Genomic DNA, 16,947 nt, shown 5'->3' with positions numbered 1-16,947 from the left:
AGCGCTCGGATTGTGGGGATTGGTTCTGGCTTAGGCCGCCAAGACCGTGGGGAGGTGGCGCAGATGCACCGGCAGCTTGGCCGCGATTTCGTCGTCACTGAGCGTATCGAGCAGCTTCAGGAACGTCCCTTCCTTGCCGCCATAGAGCATGACCGTGCGATGGCCTTGCACCGGCTTCGGCCAGCGGGGGCCGGCATAACCGCGATAGTCGTCCGCGGTGGTGCTCCAGATGTGCTCGAGCCGTTCCTCTCGGCTCATCGCTCGAACGGGTCGGGTTTCGCGATCAAGGATCGAGGAGCGCATGGCCTCGACCGCGTTCGGATCTGACAGGTCGCAGTACGTGTGGAAATAGCGGACGGCGTCATCGATCCGGATCGCATAGAAGACCGAGGTCACGGAACCCGTCATGAACTCACGCATCGCAAATATCGGTCCACGCATCCAGAGGGGTGGAAGGATGTCGAACATATAGCCGTAGGAGATCTCGTCGATCTCGAACCATTCGCCGGCATAGGTGGCGGACTGAGCACTTTTAAAACGATCTGGGTGCTTGGCGTGCCGGTCGAACATCCGGAACATGTCGGCACGTTTGGCCACACCCTGAAACACTTTGCGGGGGAGGGATATCGAGGTCATCGGCTTGATCCTTTCGGGGTTTGGGGACCGAAGGCAGCACTGTCGTTTCGACCTCACCATCCTCTTCAGTCCTTCATGACCCCTGCCGAGCAGCCGGCCTCGCGTCCGGGCTCGTCAAGGGCCGGCTCTTGCCGGGCGAAGCCTCCCTTGATGCGGCCGGCGCGCATGCGGCAGGCCTCATCTTCGTCTCCATTCTCTTTTCCCGTCTCTCCTTTTCCTTGGCTTTCAGAACCTCGTTCCAGTCGTCCGCGGGCGGACGTAGCCTCTGCCAGTCGCAGCCGGACGCCTCGGCGAGCGCACGCAATCGCTCTGCGTAGATGTCTCCTTGGGGATTGGCATCCGTCGCAGCCACCAGGGTCAGTCCCAGCCGCACGGCGAGTTCGCAGAGCGCGGCATCTGTTGCCGAAGACCACCCGCCGCCGGTGCTGAGATAGAGTGTGCCCTCGCGCGAACCCTCGAGCGCTGCGAGGCTCATCGCGTCGATCGCTGCCTCGGTAACGCAAAGGCGGGAAGCATCGTCTGGACCGAAGCGGAAAAGAACCTTCGAGCCGCCGGTAGAAAATCCCCGCCAGTCGGATCCACGCTCTTCCCAACCGACGAGGCAGCCCTTGCTATCGACATGGGCCGCCCACATGCTCCCAAAGGGTCCTTCGCGGAGGACACCCTCCTGAATTGCCTGCCGCACAATTGTCGCCGGGATCCAACGTGCCCAGCACAGATAGCGCCACGCGCCCGACCCAGACCAAGGCGCCCGCCGGCGTCGCCAACGATCACCAATGACCTCACCTGACATCATAGGCTGCGCCGGGTTCCATTGCGGGCGGGAGAGGTGAAACCCGACAAGCGCTGCGACAGCTTCCGCGGCAGCTGGGAACGTGGCCTTTTCCAGAAACATCGCGAGACGAAAGACGTCACCCTTCTCGTCACCCAGCGGATTGAACCAGCCTCGTCCGTCATGGGTCACAATAATGATGTCGCCACCATGCCGGTATTTGACGGCACGACGCGTGCTTTCTTTCAGATCGACTTCGTATCCAGCCTGCTCCAGTAGGGCTTCGCAACTGACCCTAGCGCGCAGCGCCTCTAATTCTTCTCGTTTCATATTTTCCACGGCCGCCTCGCAGCCGCCCCTTCTTCATTCCCGCAATCTGCGGGCCACCTCTGTCCCGCCGCGACGAGCGGAGGGGGCAAGGGCGCAATGCGCAACTGACAAAAGTTGCAGCAGAGCGCTGCGGCGCAGCTTCCCTTGCGGCCGACAGGTCGCCAGCGGCAGAGAAAGGCGGCTCTCAATGAGAGCCGTGCGGGAAATACTCGTGCTTATGCTCACCTCCGCATAAGCACGAATATGCGCCGTGGTGACTTATGGTCACCTCATGCTCAAACGCCCTGTCTGGCAGGGCATTTCCGCTTTTCAACTGCACATAATCGGCTCGCTGAGCCGCAGTCCTCAGCGTCGGGCAGCGAAACGAAGGCAACCTGGCAATTGCAACTCTCAACAGAACAGGAGAACGCAATTGCCGACCCCACTACACCTCCGTCTTCGAACCGAAGACCCCGGAAACATTCTGTCGCCGCTCGCCCGGATGGTCCAAGACCATTGTGAGCGCCATGATTATGAGGCCGCGCGCCGGCGCCAATATACCGCCGTCGTCCTCCACTTTGGCTATTGGCTGGCCGCCCGTGATGTCGCCATGGGCCGCTTTAGCACCGATCACATCGAGGCGTTCCTTGCTGAGCACCAGAATGGCTGCTCCTGCTTCTGGAAAATGCGCACGGGGGTGAAGGCGATGCGATACGCTTTGAACCTCGCGGTGAAAATGAGGGCGCTGCGCCTGATCCCACCCGCGAACCTGTCGGCGATTGCTCGCGAAGTCCTGGCATTCGACGCCATGCTAGCCGGAGTTTGGGGTTTGTCCGAGGCTTCACGCCGCAAGCATATCAATATCGTCCGGCGACTTCTCGTTGGCAGTATAAGAGACGGCCGTGCCGATATGGCCGACCTGACCCCCTTGCACATCCGACAGTTCGTGCTCGGCGAGAGCAGATGGAAGCCTGCCACCATTCGTAGCTATGCGGGCTCGGTCAGATGCTATCTGCGATATCGAACGCTGATGGGCGATGACGTTCGTCGCCTGAAGAGAGCCATACCAGCGCCGGCGATGAGAAGCCCGACCAAACTTCAAACAGGCTTCAGCCCTGCGGAGTTGGAGCAATTGTTGGAGGTCTCGGCGGAAATCGGCCAAACCCGAAAAAGAGTTCATGCCATCGTAAGATGTCTGGCCGACCTGGGAATGCGGTCAATTGAGATAACTCGCCTGACGCTCGATGACATCGACTGGGAGAAAGGGCTGATCCGGGTGCCATCCACCAAGTCACGCCGGTCTGACCCTATGCCGCTCCCATTCGCGACCGGTGAAGCGATCGCCGACTATCTCGTCCGCGAGAGGCAAGCCACGCAACGCAGGGAGATCTTCGTCCGGCATGTAGCGCCTATCGGAGAGCCGATCACCCCGCGCGCGGTGCAGCGATCGGTTTATGCAGTTTACGAGCGATTGGGCTGGGACTGCACACGAATCCATATCTTCCGCCACACGATTGCGAGCCGCCTGGTCAACGGCGCCGTGCCGATGAAGCAGGTTGCGGACGTGATGCGGCACAGGAGCGTGGTGACGACGGCGGGCTATGCTCGCGTGGATCAAAACAGGTTGGCGGCCGTGGCCCTTCCTTGGCCGGGAGCGTGCGCATGATCAGATCAGTCACTATGCTCTCTCGCGCCGAGACCTACCTCGCATATCGCCGAAGCCTTGGCTTTAAGCTGAAAACTTCGGGGAGGCAGATCATCTCCTTTGCCCGGTATGCCGACGACAAAGGACACGAAGGCACCCTCTCTTCCGATATCGCGCTCCGCTGGGCGAAGGCCAACGCGACCATTGCCGACCCCTTCACCTGGGCAAAACGCCTGGAGGTGTTGAGGCCATTCGCCAACTTTCTCGCGGCGGAGTATGGCGAAACCACTTTCCCAGCCACCAATCCCTTCGGTCGGACGAAACGTCGGCTTGCCCCGCATATCTTCACTATCGAAGAGATCACGGCCATCATCGCCGAGGCGCATCATATCCGCCGCGTTCAGGCCGCTGGGACGCTCATGATGCCCGCCCTGGTCGGGCTGCTGGCCGCGACCGGGCTGCGGATATCAGAGGCGCTCAGTCTCCTGCTCCGCGATCTGGATCTTGAAGCGGCGCAGATTTTAGTCCGCGAAGCGAAATATGGTCGTCAGCGCCTTGTCGCCCTCCACCCGACCTCTGTTGCCGCGCTCGAAAACTTTCTTGATCGACGAAACGCGATGTTCCCATCCAGCCCGACCGATCCGGTCTTCTTGAGCGAACTGTCCGGCAAGATGCTGACCTACATGAACGCCTGGCATGCCTGGTTCCGGATTACCCAGAGATTGGGGATCCGGCCGCGCGGTGGCCATCCGTTCGTGCGCATCCATGACCTTCGCCACAGCTTCATATGTCGCCGGCTTATCCTCTGGCAGCAGAGTGGAGCCGAGATCGATGCCGCGATGATGATGTTGTCCACTTATGTCGGGCACGTCAATTTGCGCGATACCTATTGGTATATCGAGAGTGTGCCCGAGCTCATGGCGATTGCCGGCAACCGCTTCGAAGATGCGGCTACCGTCGGAGGCGACCTCGATGACTGATATAACACCTTCCTTTCCAACCCTGCTGCAGCGCTTCTTCGTGGATCATCTGCGCCAGCAACGAGCGGTGAGCCCCTGCACGGTCGCGGCCTATCGGGATACGTTCAAGCTACTGCTGGCCTTCGCGGAGAAGCGGATCGGGAAATCCCCGACTGACGTGACCTTGCCCGACCTCAACGCCGACCTAATCCTGGCCTTCTTGGACCACCTTGAGCGTGAACGGGCCAATAGCGTCAGGAGCAGAAACGCCCGCCTCTCCGCCATCCGCGTATTCCTCAAATATGCCGCACACGAGGATCTAACCGCCTTGGCGGTGATTGAGCGCAGCCTCGCCGTCCCACAGAAGCGGCACGATAAGCCTGTGCTCGGCTATCTCACCCGGCCCGAAGTTCACGCGATCATCAATGCACCTGATCCAAAAACCTGGGCCGGTCGCCGGGACCGGGCGCTGTTCGCGTTTCTCTACAACACCGGCGCGCGCGTGTCCGAGGCCATCGACCTTCAGGTCGGCAGTGTCATTCTGGAGACCGCACCGGTCGTTCACCTGCATGGAAAAGGGCGGAAGCGCCGAAGCGTGCCGCTTTGGACTGAAACCGCACGTTCGCTGAAGCGATGGATGCAAGATCTCCGTGATCGTCGGCCGGACGCGTATCTCTTTCCCAATAGTTCTGGCGGTCGGCTATCTCGCTCCAGCGTAAGGCAACGCCTCGACTTCGCCGTTGAAGCTGCGGGCCAGGAAGTCCCGTCGGTCATGGCGAAAGCGATATCGCCACATACCTTCCGGCATACGACCGCAATGCACCTGCTGCAGTCCGGCGTCGACCTCACCGTGATCGCGCTTTGGCTCGGGCACGAGGATACAAGCACAACGCATATCTATATGGAGGCCGATCTTGCAATGAAGGAGGTGGCACTCAGCCGACTTCAGCCGGTCACCGCGACTGGCGTACGCTATCGGCCGCCTGACAAACTCATGCACTTCCTGCAATCGCTCTGATTATGTGATGCTTGTCTGCCGGCAGCCGCCCGCTCGTCCGGGCGGCTGCTCGCGAGCTGAGCATAATCTAGAACGGCGCATATTCATGCACGATCTCAAGATCGTCTTCGTCATCGAGTTCGTCGGACGGAAGGACGCCGAATTCGTCGCCGGATTTGAACAGAGTGATGGGGACCATCAGGTTATTGCAGAGGTGGAAGGCGTGAGACTGGGCGAGGGAAAGATCGTGTGCCATTTTAAGGTGCTCCATCGGAAGCGGGCCAATTCCCGCTGATGGCTCCTCAAAGGAACAGGGACGGTCGCGATCACCGCGGAGACGAAGACGGAGCGGCGGCAGCTTGCCAGCCGACCCTTTACGGGTTGATCGACGGAGATCCGGACCTGATCCAGGACGCCGTCACAAGAAGCGGGATTGGAATGCTTCTGGTGCCCCAATCTGACAGCACACGTTCTTCGGTCTGGAGGTTGACAAGCTGCTGGCTGAGACTTGTGCTAAGATGACGACAGACCACGTCAAAACTGGTGAATTCTACTGCTATTACAACGCTTTAGAGATGTGGCGGATGAGTTGGAATGTCCGCGGCTGTGCAAAGTTAGAATGTCACAGGCCCATCAACCGCACGCTGATCAGCGCCCGAGCATGCGGCTGGTCGGGGTTGCAAGCGTGGTCGGGCGCGGGTGGTAGATACGTCCCTTCGGCTTTAGCCTTGAGACACCTCATTCCGCAGCCTGCTGCCGTGACAGCGCTTTTTCCCGCCGAGCAATGACGGCCGGATCATTCATGTAATCTCTTCGTGGACCTGGCTTGCGTCCGCGTGGCTTGTAGCCGTTTTTGTCGCTGTTGCTCTTCACGACCGGCTTTTCCTGCTGATCCTGGCGCTCCTTGATATAAGCCAAAATATCCCCCAGCCGCTTGTTCTCGGTGATCGCCGCATGCGTCACCCGCTGGTCCTTGTCGAACACCTGATAGGGCAGGCAATGGCCTTTCCAACGTACGTCCAGCCGGCCATCCGCATAGGCATAAGTCTCGACATAACGGCCGACCAGGCCACGCGTTACGTCGCTCTCCTCCAGCATGATCCGCTGGCGCTCGAACGAGAACGTCAGTTGCGATCCCACATAACGCTGCTCACGCTTGCACAGGATCTCGGATAGCCGATCCGGCGCCAGATTCAGCGGCCGGTGCAGGTCTTCCGAACGGGCAGGGGTGACCGCAAAGCGCGCATTGTAGTCATCGATGAAGCCAGGCAGAAATGCATTGCCCGCCTCCATGGTGGCGATCCCTGCCAGCCGCAGTTCCTTGACCAACCGATCCTGCAGCGTCCGGTTCATCCGCTCAACTCGACCTTTGGCTTGGCTCGAGTTTGCACAAAGAATCTCGATATTTAACTCGCAAAGCGCACGCCCGAACTGGGTCATGCCCTGGCCACCCCTGGCATCCTTTTTCGCCACCCGAAACACCGAATGTTTGTCGGAATAGAAGGCTATCGGTGCGCCATGACGATTGAGATAGAGCTCCAGCGCCTCGAAATAGGTGAAGGCACTTTCCGAGCGTACAAAGCGAAGCTGCATCAGCCTACCGGTCGCATCATCGACAAACACCAGCAGCGAGCAGGGCGGTCCGCGATCCTCGAACCAGCGGTGCTCCGACCCATCGATCTGCACCAGTTCGCCATAAGCCTCACGTCGCAACCGAGGCTGATGAAACGTCCGCCGCTGCTTGCGTGACAACCATAGCCCGGCCTCCGACATCCAACCGCGCACCGTCTCGCGCGACACACACAGACCATCGCGCTCGGTAAGCTTCTCCGTCGCCAACGTCGGACCAAAATCCGCATAACGTTCGCGAACCAGCGTCATCGCATAATCCCGAACGCCGTCGCTAATCCGATTGTTCGATGGTCGCCCAATCGCCTTGTGCCGCATCGACGCCGCGCCGCCAGTCCGTATTCGCTCCAGCAGTCGACGCACCTGGCGCTCGCTCAGATCAAGCACATGCGCCGCCGACACCAACGTCATCCGGCCGGCGACCACCTTCGATAAAATCTCGATCCGCTGCAGATCGCGCTCGCTCATCGCTATCAATCCCATCTGCAATCTCCCAGACGTCATTCAGACCTGGGAAGTGTGACATTCCAACTTTGCAGAAACAGGACACTTTAACTTTGCGGCTACAAGAGAATATGACGTAATATGAATTATGGAACTTTTTGGAATTATTGCCGGAAAGTGCCCGCGTAGGAACAAGGCTCTGAAACCAGATTATCGCAGCGATCGGCCTTGGATCCTGTTTGCATCGAAGCTCTGGAACGCGCGCTTGATGACGTTCAATTTGGCAGATCCATTGCGGAACCTCAACCGCCGTCAGATCATCCTCATTCATAGCTGAGCTATAGGCCAAAAGCACCTGACGCAGCGACAGAACGGACCGGCTTCACACCGGCCGTGGCCAGCAGACCGAGCATGCACTAACATTCCAAACGGATCACCCCGCGAGGGCAGGCAATGAACGGATTGGAGGTTTTTGGGTGCAAAGTCATGGGAATGGACGCTCTTGGCGACCATTGGGTTGACTGATGCTCGTCGCGGGCAGTTGAACTTGGCAACCATTGGAACTTTTCGACGGCAGCTAAGATCTTCTCAATCACGTATCCACGATAGCGAAAGCCGACCACATTGCGCCAACCGGAATTCAGGGTTATCCATTGGCGATGAGGATTTGGGGCAAACCGGCGGACTGGGGGGCTTGGCTGCGTATTTTGTGCGCAGTGGCGCTCTTTTGCGTAGGATTTGCCCATAAACCGCCAGTCCTTGCAGCTCCTGCGATCCCTGCCGAGGACCTTTCACAATACATACTGCCTGATGGAACGTTCCCCGTTCTCTGCCTTCCTGGTCAGGCTGACGACGGAAAATCCCATTCACATGGCCTGGGATCGGGTTGTGAAGCATGCCGGCTCAGCGCTTCTACCATCCTGCCTTCCCCGCCCGAGACAGCGGGCGAGCGGATACGCTCCACGCTTGCCGTTCTGCTCCCGCCGCGTATCGAGGCGTTCTATCGCCAGCTTTTTCCTCCCAATGCCAGCCCTCGCGGCCCACCACTTTCCGGCCTGATTGCCTGAACCGCAGTTGCGCTCCGGCGTAACTGTTTTTTAGCCTGCGCCGGAACAGGAACGTGAAAGCGATCCCTGTCCGGCGTTCCGCCGGATAATTCACCATGCTTTCCGTACCCTTTGCGGGGTTGCCGACAACGGATATACCGAAGGGTATTTCCGCACAATTCGGTAAGCCCGGGACTTTTTATGCTAAGTCGGTTTCGCTCACGCCGCGTGCCGGCCTTTCGCACGCCAGCGGTCCGTCATTCCTCGAAATCGTGGAGGGTTGCGTTGCTCTCTACCGATCACTTTCAGACGGCCGCCGCCAGATTCTCGACATTCTCGGCCCCGGACGCATCCTCGGACCGGGGATCGCGGATGCCCATGCGTGCTCATCGATTACGATCACGCATACACGCCTTGAACCGGTCACAGCGGATTGGCGAAATGCGGATCGCATCGCGGCCGAAATCCGCATCATGCTGCAACGGTCTATGGACCATGCCATACTTCTTGGCCGCAAGACGGCGCGGGAACGCGTCGCGACCGCGCTTCTCGATCTTGCTGCGCAATTCGCAAAGCCGTCGATCAGGCCAACGCGCGCCATCGGCTTCATCCTCTATCTGACGCGCGCCGACCTTGCCGACTGGCTGGGCCTTACACTCGAAACCGTCAGCCGCTGCCTGAACCGGTTCAAGCGATCGGGCCTGATCGATTTCCGCTCACCCGAACTGGTTTCCATCACCGACCCGAATGGCCTCTCGGCACTTGCTGCCGGACAGGAACATTCAGGAAGCAATTACAGCTCTCCCAAAGGTTCACGCCGATGACTATCGTCACTGACGCTTCGACCACGAAGCCAGCGTCCGCGCTCTCCCGCCGGTTTTATTTCACTGCCTGGCGCTGGCATTTCTACGCCGGTCTTTATGTCGCGCCCTTCCTTGTCATGCTGGCTGTTACCGGCCTGATCATGCTCTGGTCATCCGTTCTCGTCGGCCGCGATGGCGAAAAGTATTATGCTGTCACGCCGGGCCAGACGGAGATTGCCGTCTCGCAACAAGCAAATGCCGCCCTGGCGACCATTGCCGACGGGACGCTGAAGCAATACATCGCCCCGCGCTCGTCCGATCAACCAGCGATCTTCCGCGTCAATCACAACGACCAGTCAACGATGGTGGCAGTCGATCCTTTCAACGGCGCGGTTCTCGGAAGCTGGGAGCGGCGCAATGCGCTTTACGACCTCGCCAACAAGATCCACGGCACCCTGCTGATCGGCGATCTCGGAGACCGCTTGATCGAGATTGCCGCAGGCTTCGGGATCGTCCTCATCATAACCGGACTTTATCTCTGGTGGCCGCGCGATGGCGCCAGCTTTTCAAGCGTGCTTGTGCCGCAGTTCGCCCACAAGGGCCGACAGTTGTGGAAATCCCTGCATCTGACGGTGGGTTTTTATGCCTCGCTCATCCTTCTTGCCTTCCTGCTGTCCGGTCTGAGCTGGGCCGGAATCTGGGGCGACAAATTCACCCAGGCCTGGAGCACCTTTCCGGCGGAAAAGTGGGATAACGTGCCACTTTCCGACACCACCCATGCAAGCATGAACCACGGTGGCATCAAGGAAGTTCCCTGGACCCTCGAACAGACGCCGATGCCGGCCTCCGGCTCTGCCGCCGGTCAGGCAGGCATTACCGCCGGCACGCCGGTCGATCTGGACAGTGTCGTGGGCTTCGCCCGTTCGATCGGCTTCGACGGGCGCTTCCAGTTGGGCTTTCCGGCCGGAGAAACAGGTGTCTGGACCATTGCGCGGGATACGATGAGCAATGATGCTGCCGATCCGACGTCGGACCGCACCGTTCATCTCGACCGCTACACCGGCAAGGTTCTCGCGGACGTCGGCTTCAGCGACTATGGCGCAGCCGGCAAAGCGATGGCCGTTGGGATCGCCTTCCACGAGGGCGACATGGGCTGGTGGAATGTCACGCTGGTCACGGCATTCTGTCTGTCGGTCATCTTCCTGTCGGTCAGCGGCATCGTAATGTGGTGGAAGCGGCGTCCAAAAGGCGCAACAGTCAGACTATTCGCACCGGTCGTTTCCGAACCCGGACCGCTCTGGAAGACCGGCGCGCTCATCATGGTCGGCGTCTCCTTGCTTTTCCCGCTGACCGGCGCCGTCCTTGTCACCGTTCTCCTCCTCGATCTTGTCCTCTTTCGGCGCGTTCCGCCGCTGAAGCGGGCGCTCAGCTGAAACCGGCCGGGGGACGTATCTGTCCCCCGGCTATCCCGACGCAATGAAGGAGATGTGTTCATGGCGCAAAAAGCAAACCCGATGCGGATCGTCATCGCCAGTCTCGTCCTCGTCATGGCTCTGCTGACGGGCCTGATCGTCTATATGTGGCAGACCAGACCGGAAATGGTGGTGAGCTACGGCACGCCATTCTCGCTAACCGACGACCTCGGTCAGCCAATCACCGAAAAGGCACTCGAAGGCCATCCCTCGCTTGTGTATTTCGGATTTACCCGCTGCCCCGAAGTTTGCCCGACGACGCTCTACGAAATGGCGGGCTGGTTCGAAACGCTGGGTCCTGAGGCGAAAAACGTCAAAGCTTTCTTCTTCTCGGTCGATCCGGAGCGCGACAGCCCGGAACTGATGCACAGCTATGCCGCGGCCTTCACGGACAGGGTCACCGGTATCACCGGCGATCTCGCCGAAATGTCCAAGGTTGCCAAAAGCTGGCGGATCTATTTCGCCAAGGTGCCGACGGACGACGGTGACTACACGATGGACCACACCGCCTCCGTCCTGCTGCTCGACTCGCAGGGCCGGTTTCGCGGCACTATTGCCTATCGCGAGGATGCCGCCTCGGCCGTCGAGAAAATCCGCAAGCTCATCAGGGAAGACGGGGCGTGATCGCCCCCTTCGATCTCACCGACAACCGAAAGGAACCGAAACCATGCGCATTCCGCTGATCGCTCTTGCCGTCACCACCGCTTTTTCCATGCCCGCGCTTGCCGATGGCGATGCGGTAGAGGGTGCTGCTGTGTTCAAGAAGCAATGTTCCGCCTGCCACACGGCGACCGAAGACAAGAACAAGGTTGGCCCAAGCCTCCATAACCTCATCGGTCGCAATGTCGCGACCGTAGACGGCTTCAAATATTCGCCGGGAATGATTGAGTTTGGGGCCGCCGGCAAGGTCTGGGACGAGGCTCTGCTCGGCCAGTACCTTCCCAAGCCCAAGGATCTTGTCAAAGGCACACGCATGGCCTTTGCCGGCCTCAAGAGCCCGGAAGAGATCGCAGACCTGATCGCCTATCTCAAAAACCCGGCACCATGAGCATCAAGCTTTCGCACTCGATAAGCACAGGAACAATCATGATCCGCACACGCTTCAAGGCGTTCACCACCCTGCCGCTGTTGATGGCAACCGCCCCGGCTCTTGCCGAAGACACGGCAGACACAACGCTCGAAACCATTGTCGTCCAGTCAGGACAGGCAGGCGTACCCGCTCCGAACAAGACAAGCCGCCTGCTGCCCGCCGCACCGGGCGGACAGGTCGCAACCGGGAGCGGGCTCGGCGTGCTCGGCAACCGCGACGCCATGAGCACACCCTTCAACGTCACCGCCTATACCGCCAGGCTGATCGCCGACACGCAGGCGCGCAGCATCGCCGATGTCGCCGCCAGCGATCCCTCCGTTCGCGCGATCTTTCCACGCTCCAGTTATCGCGACGTCTATTCCATCCGCGGCTTTAACCTCTTTTCCTATAATATGGGCTTTGACGGGCTTTACGGCATCGCGCCCAAGCAGCGCTATCCGGCGGAATTCGCCGAACGCGTCGAAATCCTGAAAGGGCCGGACACCTTTGTGAACGGCATATCGCTGGGCGGTTCCATCGGAGGTGCGATCAATATCGTGCCAAAGCGCGCCGGTAACGAACCGGTGACCTCGATCACGACAAGCTATGTATCTGACGGGGAATTCGCAACGCATCTCGATTACAGCCGCCGCTACGGAGACAACAAGGAATTCGGCATGCGGTTCAACGGCCTCGTTCGGGGCGGCGACCTTGCCGTGGACGACGTGTCGGAACGGTTGGGAGCCGCCGCCCTCAGTCTCGATTACGAGGGGGAAGGCTTTCGTCTTTACGGCGACTTTGGACTGCAAAGCCAGAAGATCGATTCTCCCGACTGGAGTGCGACGCTCGCCAACGGTGTAACCGACATTCCCCGGCCCTCTTCCACGGTCAGCCTTACCCAGCCGTGGAGCTGGGTAAGAACGAAAGATGCCTATGGTACGATCCGCGCCGAATACGACCTGGCCGACGACTGGACGGTTTTCGGCGCCTTCGGTATCAGCGGCACGGAAACGACCGGCATCTACGTCCAGCCGACCAATCTGAAGACCAATGGCGACTACACCGGCAATGCCTATTCGTTTCCATCGAATGGCATCCACTATTCCGCACAGGCCGGGATACGCGGCAGGGCTGAAACAGGGCCGGTCGAACATAATCTGACGCTGGCGCTCGCCCGCTGGAACCAGAACCTGAAGGCCACGCGCACGACGCTCGGATCCTTCAGTTCGAACATCTTCAACCCGGTGACTGTCGCCACCCCGAGCCTTGCCGGAATTGTCGACCTCGACGACATCCACCGGACGGCCGCGCATCGTTACACCAGCCTGGCGCTGGCCGATACGATGAGCATGGCCGACGACCGGGTTCTCCTGACCCTCGGCGCACGATGGCAGAAGGTGGAGAACACCAATTATGCCGCAGCAACCGGCCTCGTCACCTCCGCCTATGACGACCAGAAAATTTCGCCCGCCGCGGGCCTGGTCATAAAGCCATTCGAGAATGTCAGCCTCTATGCCAATTACGTGGAGGCCCTCCAGCAAGGCTCGACCGCCCCTTCGACAGCGGCCAATGCCGGGGAAGTCTTCGCGCCGGTCGTGGCGCGCCAGATCGAAGCCGGCGTGAAACTCGATCTCGGCCCATGGACCGCATCGCTCGGCGCATTTCGCATCACCCAACCGAACAGCCTGACCGATCCCGTGAGCAACGTTTTTTCCTATGACGGGGAACAGCGCAACCAGAGCGTTGAATTCAACGTTTCCGGTGAGCCCATCGACGGCGTTCGCATTCTTGGCGGCATCATGCTGATCGACGGTCGCCAGACAAAGACCCAAAACGGCGCCAACGATGATCGCAAGGCAATCGGTGTTCCTGATTACCAGATCAATGCCGGACTGGAATGGGACACACCCTTCATCGAGAAGCTGACGCTTTCGGCGCGCGTCATCAACACCGGCAGGCAGTTCGTCAATGCGACCAACACGCAGGAAATCGACGGCTGGACTCGGGTCGATGTGGGCGCACGCTACGTCCATGAACGCGACAACGGCAAGCCAATCACGCTGCGCGCCGGTGTCGAAAACCTGTTCGATCGCGATTACTGGGCGTCTGCCGCCTCAGGACAGGCCTCAGGCATAGCGCGCGGCGCCCCACGCACCTTCCTCGTTTCCACGACATTCGAATTCTGATCCACGAGAAAGGATGTTTCCATGCCACAGGATATCGACCGACGTTCGCTCCTGACGCTCACCACGCTGCTGGCGGCGACCGGAAGCCTGCCCGCCCTTGCAGACAACGCCACCGCGCCATCCGAGGCCCCACGCAAGGGCATGATGGCCATTCCACCGGATGCGCCGAAGATCGCCATGCTGATCTATCCGAAAATGGTCGCGCTCGACCTGATCGGCCCCATGACCGTTTTCCGCATCATGCGCTTCGACGTGCAACTCGTCTGGAAAGACAGGAACCCGGTCTCGACGGATGTCGGCATTCCCCTCGCCGCCACGCAGACCTTCGCGGAATGCCCGGCGGACCTCGACGTTCTCTTCGTACCCGGTGGCATCATGGGAACGATCGACTGCATGAACGATGCGCAGGTCCGCGCCTTTCTTGCCGATCGCGGATCGCGCGCAAAATGGGTAACGGGCGTCTGCACCGGCACACTGGCGCTTGCCGCCGCCGGATTGCTGAAGGGGTATGACGCGACCTCCCACTGGACCGTCGCCGATCTGCTGCCGCTGATGGGCGCGCATCATGTCGAGGGGCGCGTGATACGCGACCGCAACCGCATGACCGGCGGCGGCGTCACAGCGGGCATCGACTTCGCGCTGGCGCTTGCCGCTGAAATCGGCGGCGAGGAAGCCGCCCGCGCCGTGCAGCTCACCATCGAATATGCGCCCGAACCGCCCTTTGCCAACGGCACGCCGCAGCAGGCCGGGCCGGAGCGCACCGTCGCAGCTCGCGAACGCCGCAAAGGCATGGATGCCGCGGCAAAGGCGGCGGCTGAGACAGCCGCCGCAAGGCTCGGCCTCTGATCCGCACGACCTGTTTACCGGCCGGTCATGGGCTGCCGACCGACCCTTTAACCTCACCAACCAGCCCCATGGAGGAAAATGATGAGAAAACTGATCAATGCAATCGCCTTCGGCTTCGCGCTTATGGCCTCACCGCTCCTGGCACACGAGTTCAAGGTCGGCGATCTGGAGATCGTCCATCCCAACTCGCGCGCCATGGTGCCCGGCGCACAGGTCGGCGGCGGTTTCCTGAAAATCATCAACCACGGCAAGACCGACGACCGCCTGGTTTCCGCAACGTCCGACCGTGCCGGCATCATCCAGCTGCATGAAATGGCGATCGAGAACGACGTCATGAAGATGCGCGAACTCCCCGGCGGTATAGCCGTGCCCGCCGGTGCCACCGTGGAACTGAAACCCGGCGGGCTGCACGTCATGTTCATGAAGGTCGCGGACCCCTTCAAGGAGGGCGACAAGGTCAAGGCCACCCTCGTCTTCGAAAAGGCCGGCCCGGTTGAAGTCGAGTTCACCGTCGGCCCGCCCGCCGGCCCCGCCAAGGGCGGCGATGCGCCGATGAAGCATGATCACGGCGCCATGCAGAAGAAGGACTGAACACGAAGGGAGCCGCCCGTATTGGCGGCTTCCGTTCCCGTTCAAAAGCACACTGTCCGGGATTATGGATTTTTATCAGAAAGGAACAGTTCATGGCTGGCATAACCCGCCGCACGGCCTCCCTTCTCACGCTGCTCGCACCCTTTGCACCTAGTATGGCTGCGGCTCAAACAGCGGAGCATCCGCTCCCCGACAGTGGCCGGGGTACGGACCGCGACATGAGCAAGGTTCCCTGGATGGAAAATGAAGAGATCGCAATGCTGGTCTATCCAGGCATGACCGTCATGGATCTCATCGGGCCGCATTGCATGTTCGGTTCTCTGATGGGAGCCAAAATTCATATCGTCGCCAAGTCACTTGAGCCTGTGACCAGCGACGCGGGGCTGACCATCGTGCCCGATGCAACGTTCGAAACTTGCCCGCGCGATCTGACCGTGGTGTTCGCGCCGGGCGGCACAGAGGGCACACTTTCAGCGGCAAGAGACCCAGAAACGCTTGCCTTCATGTCAGACCGGGGGAAGAGAGCGCAATACGTCACCAGTGTCTGCTCAGGCTCGCTTATCCTCGGTGCTGCCGGTTTGCTCAATGGCTACAAGGCGACCTCGCACTGGTCATGCCGGGATGCCTTGGCCGGCTTTGGCGCAATCCCGACGGATGCCCGTGTCGTGCGGGATCGGAACCGAATTACCGGGGCCGGCGTCACTGCGGGGCTGGATTTCGGGCTGTCGATGGTCGCTGAACTGCGTGGCCAGATCTACGCCGAATGCACCCAGCTTATGGGAGAGTACGACCCAGATCCCCCGTTTAACGCCGGCTCGATGGAGACCGCACCGGTTGATGTGAAACAAGCTATGATCGACATGGCCGCTGATTTCAGGCGAAAGGCAGAAGACCTCGCTGCTTCCTGGCGGGGGTAGGCTGCCCAGACAAGCATGCGGCAAAACGGCTTCATCTCTCCCGACGGCTTGTGCCGCCATGTTTTCGCCTTTATCTGTCAACGTCACGAGAGGTGACGGATGGCAAGACGGCTAAGGACATGGGAGGCTTGGGTGCGCGTGCTTTGCGCGATTGCCCTGCTTTGCATTGGCTTGGCTCACAAACCTCCCGTCGTTTTTGCGGCCTCCGTTCCCGCTGGTGACGTCGCTGAATACATCCTGCCGGATGGGACACTTCCCGTTCTTTGCCTTCCTGGCCAAGATGATGACGGCAAAGCGCATTCGCATGATTTCGCGCCAGGTTCTGGCTGCGAGGCCTGCCGGCTCAGCGCATCGATCCTGCTGCCGCCACCGCCGGCAACCACCGGCGAGCGCATCGCGACACCGCTGGCTCACGTCGTGCCTCTTCGCCATGAAGCGACGTACCGGCAGCTTTTTCCGCCGAACAGCGCACCCCGTGCGCCACCCTTTTCCAGCTACACCGCTTGAACCGGTCTTCGCTCTGAGGCTGGTCTGCGTGTGCTTGCGTGTAACGCCGTGCCTTGAGGCCCGCGTCATCTTAACCGCACGACCGGACAACACACCGCCTTCCGTCGCGTAACGCCTCC

Annotated in this window: 16 protein-coding genes; 12 read left to right on the top strand and 4 right to left on the bottom strand. The window is 60.3% G+C overall.

Annotated features, from left to right (window positions below):
* Nucleotides 1-30: 30 nt before the first annotated feature.
* Together GGQ66_RS08200 and GGQ66_RS08195 are read right to left on the bottom strand one after the other, a co-directional pair.
* Entirely contained in the window at nt 31-636 is a 606-nt protein-coding gene (locus GGQ66_RS08200; protein ID WP_183791297.1) for a DUF1419 domain-containing protein, read from the bottom strand.
* A gap of 73 nt (nt 637-709) precedes the next feature.
* Nucleotides 710-1,738: a DUF3991 and toprim domain-containing protein gene (locus GGQ66_RS08195; protein WP_183791441.1), complete on the bottom strand. Its 1,029-nt coding sequence runs from the start codon at nt 1,736-1,738 to the stop codon at nt 710-712.
* Nucleotides 1,739-2,150: 412 nt separating this feature from the next.
* On the opposite strand from GGQ66_RS08195, the gene GGQ66_RS08190 reads away from it, so the two are divergent.
* The 3 genes from GGQ66_RS08190 to GGQ66_RS08180 are packed head-to-tail and all read left to right on the top strand — an operon-like array spanning nt 2,151 to nt 5,339.
* Nucleotides 2,151-3,383, top strand: coding sequence for a tyrosine-type recombinase/integrase (locus tag GGQ66_RS08190; RefSeq protein ID WP_183791295.1), 1,233 nt, complete (start codon nt 2,151-2,153; stop codon nt 3,381-3,383).
* Complete coding sequence (locus GGQ66_RS08185) at nt 3,380-4,342, top strand: tyrosine-type recombinase/integrase (protein ID WP_183791293.1); 963 nt, start codon at nt 3,380-3,382, stop codon at nt 4,340-4,342. The genes GGQ66_RS08190 and GGQ66_RS08185 overlap by 4 nt, the downstream gene beginning before the upstream one ends.
* The gene (locus GGQ66_RS08180) at nt 4,335-5,339 is read left to right on the top strand and encodes a tyrosine-type recombinase/integrase (protein ID WP_183791291.1); all 1,005 of its coding nucleotides are present in this window, start codon (nt 4,335-4,337) and stop codon (nt 5,337-5,339) included. Before GGQ66_RS08185 ends, GGQ66_RS08180 begins: the two co-directional genes overlap by 8 nt.
* A 67-nt stretch (nt 5,340-5,406) precedes the next feature.
* Here GGQ66_RS08180 and GGQ66_RS08175 read toward each other — a convergent pair whose 3' ends face one another.
* Both GGQ66_RS08175 and GGQ66_RS08170 read right to left on the bottom strand, forming a co-directional pair.
* The gene (locus tag GGQ66_RS08175; RefSeq protein WP_183791289.1) at nt 5,407-5,574 is read right to left on the bottom strand and encodes a hypothetical protein; all 168 of its coding nucleotides are present in this window, start codon (nt 5,572-5,574) and stop codon (nt 5,407-5,409) included.
* A gap of 482 nt (nt 5,575-6,056) precedes the next feature.
* On the bottom strand, nt 6,057-7,430 hold the full coding sequence (locus GGQ66_RS08170; protein ID WP_183791287.1) for an ISNCY family transposase: 1,374 nt from the start codon (nt 7,428-7,430) through the stop codon (nt 6,057-6,059).
* A gap of 1,123 nt (nt 7,431-8,553) precedes the next feature.
* Between GGQ66_RS08170 and GGQ66_RS08165 the strand changes: the two genes are divergently transcribed.
* The 9 genes from GGQ66_RS08165 (at nt 8,554) to GGQ66_RS08125 (ending at nt 16,828) form a co-directional block, all read left to right on the top strand.
* Nucleotides 8,554-9,261 (top strand): helix-turn-helix domain-containing protein, encoded by a 708-nt coding sequence (locus GGQ66_RS08165; protein ID WP_183791285.1) that lies wholly within the window; start codon nt 8,554-8,556, stop codon nt 9,259-9,261.
* Complete coding sequence (locus GGQ66_RS08160) at nt 9,258-10,673, top strand: PepSY-associated TM helix domain-containing protein (protein WP_183791283.1); 1,416 nt, start codon at nt 9,258-9,260, stop codon at nt 10,671-10,673. The genes GGQ66_RS08165 and GGQ66_RS08160 overlap by 4 nt, the downstream gene beginning before the upstream one ends.
* Before the next feature lie 60 nt (nt 10,674-10,733).
* The gene (locus GGQ66_RS08155; protein WP_237358827.1) at nt 10,734-11,336 is read left to right on the top strand and encodes an SCO family protein; all 603 of its coding nucleotides are present in this window, start codon (nt 10,734-10,736) and stop codon (nt 11,334-11,336) included.
* Between the two features lie 43 nt (nt 11,337-11,379).
* Complete coding sequence (locus GGQ66_RS08150; protein WP_183791281.1) at nt 11,380-11,760, top strand: c-type cytochrome; 381 nt, start codon at nt 11,380-11,382, stop codon at nt 11,758-11,760.
* 38 nt (nt 11,761-11,798) lie between these two features.
* The gene (locus GGQ66_RS08145) at nt 11,799-13,967 is read left to right on the top strand and encodes a TonB-dependent receptor (RefSeq protein ID WP_183791279.1); all 2,169 of its coding nucleotides are present in this window, start codon (nt 11,799-11,801) and stop codon (nt 13,965-13,967) included.
* Between the two features lie 21 nt (nt 13,968-13,988).
* Nucleotides 13,989-14,813, top strand: a complete 825-nt coding sequence (locus tag GGQ66_RS08140; protein WP_183791277.1) for a DJ-1/PfpI family protein — start codon at nt 13,989-13,991, stop codon at nt 14,811-14,813.
* Between the two features lie 81 nt (nt 14,814-14,894).
* On the top strand, nt 14,895-15,404 hold the full coding sequence (locus GGQ66_RS08135; protein WP_183791274.1) for a copper chaperone PCu(A)C: 510 nt from the start codon (nt 14,895-14,897) through the stop codon (nt 15,402-15,404).
* Between the two features lie 218 nt (nt 15,405-15,622).
* Nucleotides 15,623-16,321, top strand: a complete 699-nt coding sequence (locus tag GGQ66_RS08130; protein WP_237358826.1) for a DJ-1/PfpI family protein — start codon at nt 15,623-15,625, stop codon at nt 16,319-16,321.
* 132 nt (nt 16,322-16,453) lie between these two features.
* Nucleotides 16,454-16,828, top strand: a complete 375-nt coding sequence (locus GGQ66_RS08125; protein WP_370686312.1) for a hypothetical protein — start codon at nt 16,454-16,456, stop codon at nt 16,826-16,828.
* Nucleotides 16,829-16,947 lie beyond the last annotated feature (119 nt).

Origin of the sequence: Allorhizobium borbori, from assembly GCF_014196535.1 — a bacterium.
Taxonomy (GTDB): Bacteria; Pseudomonadota; Alphaproteobacteria; order Rhizobiales; family Rhizobiaceae; genus Ectorhizobium; species Ectorhizobium borbori.
Note: the sequence above shows the minus strand (reverse complement) of the source record. Positions and strands in the feature narration are given on the sequence as shown.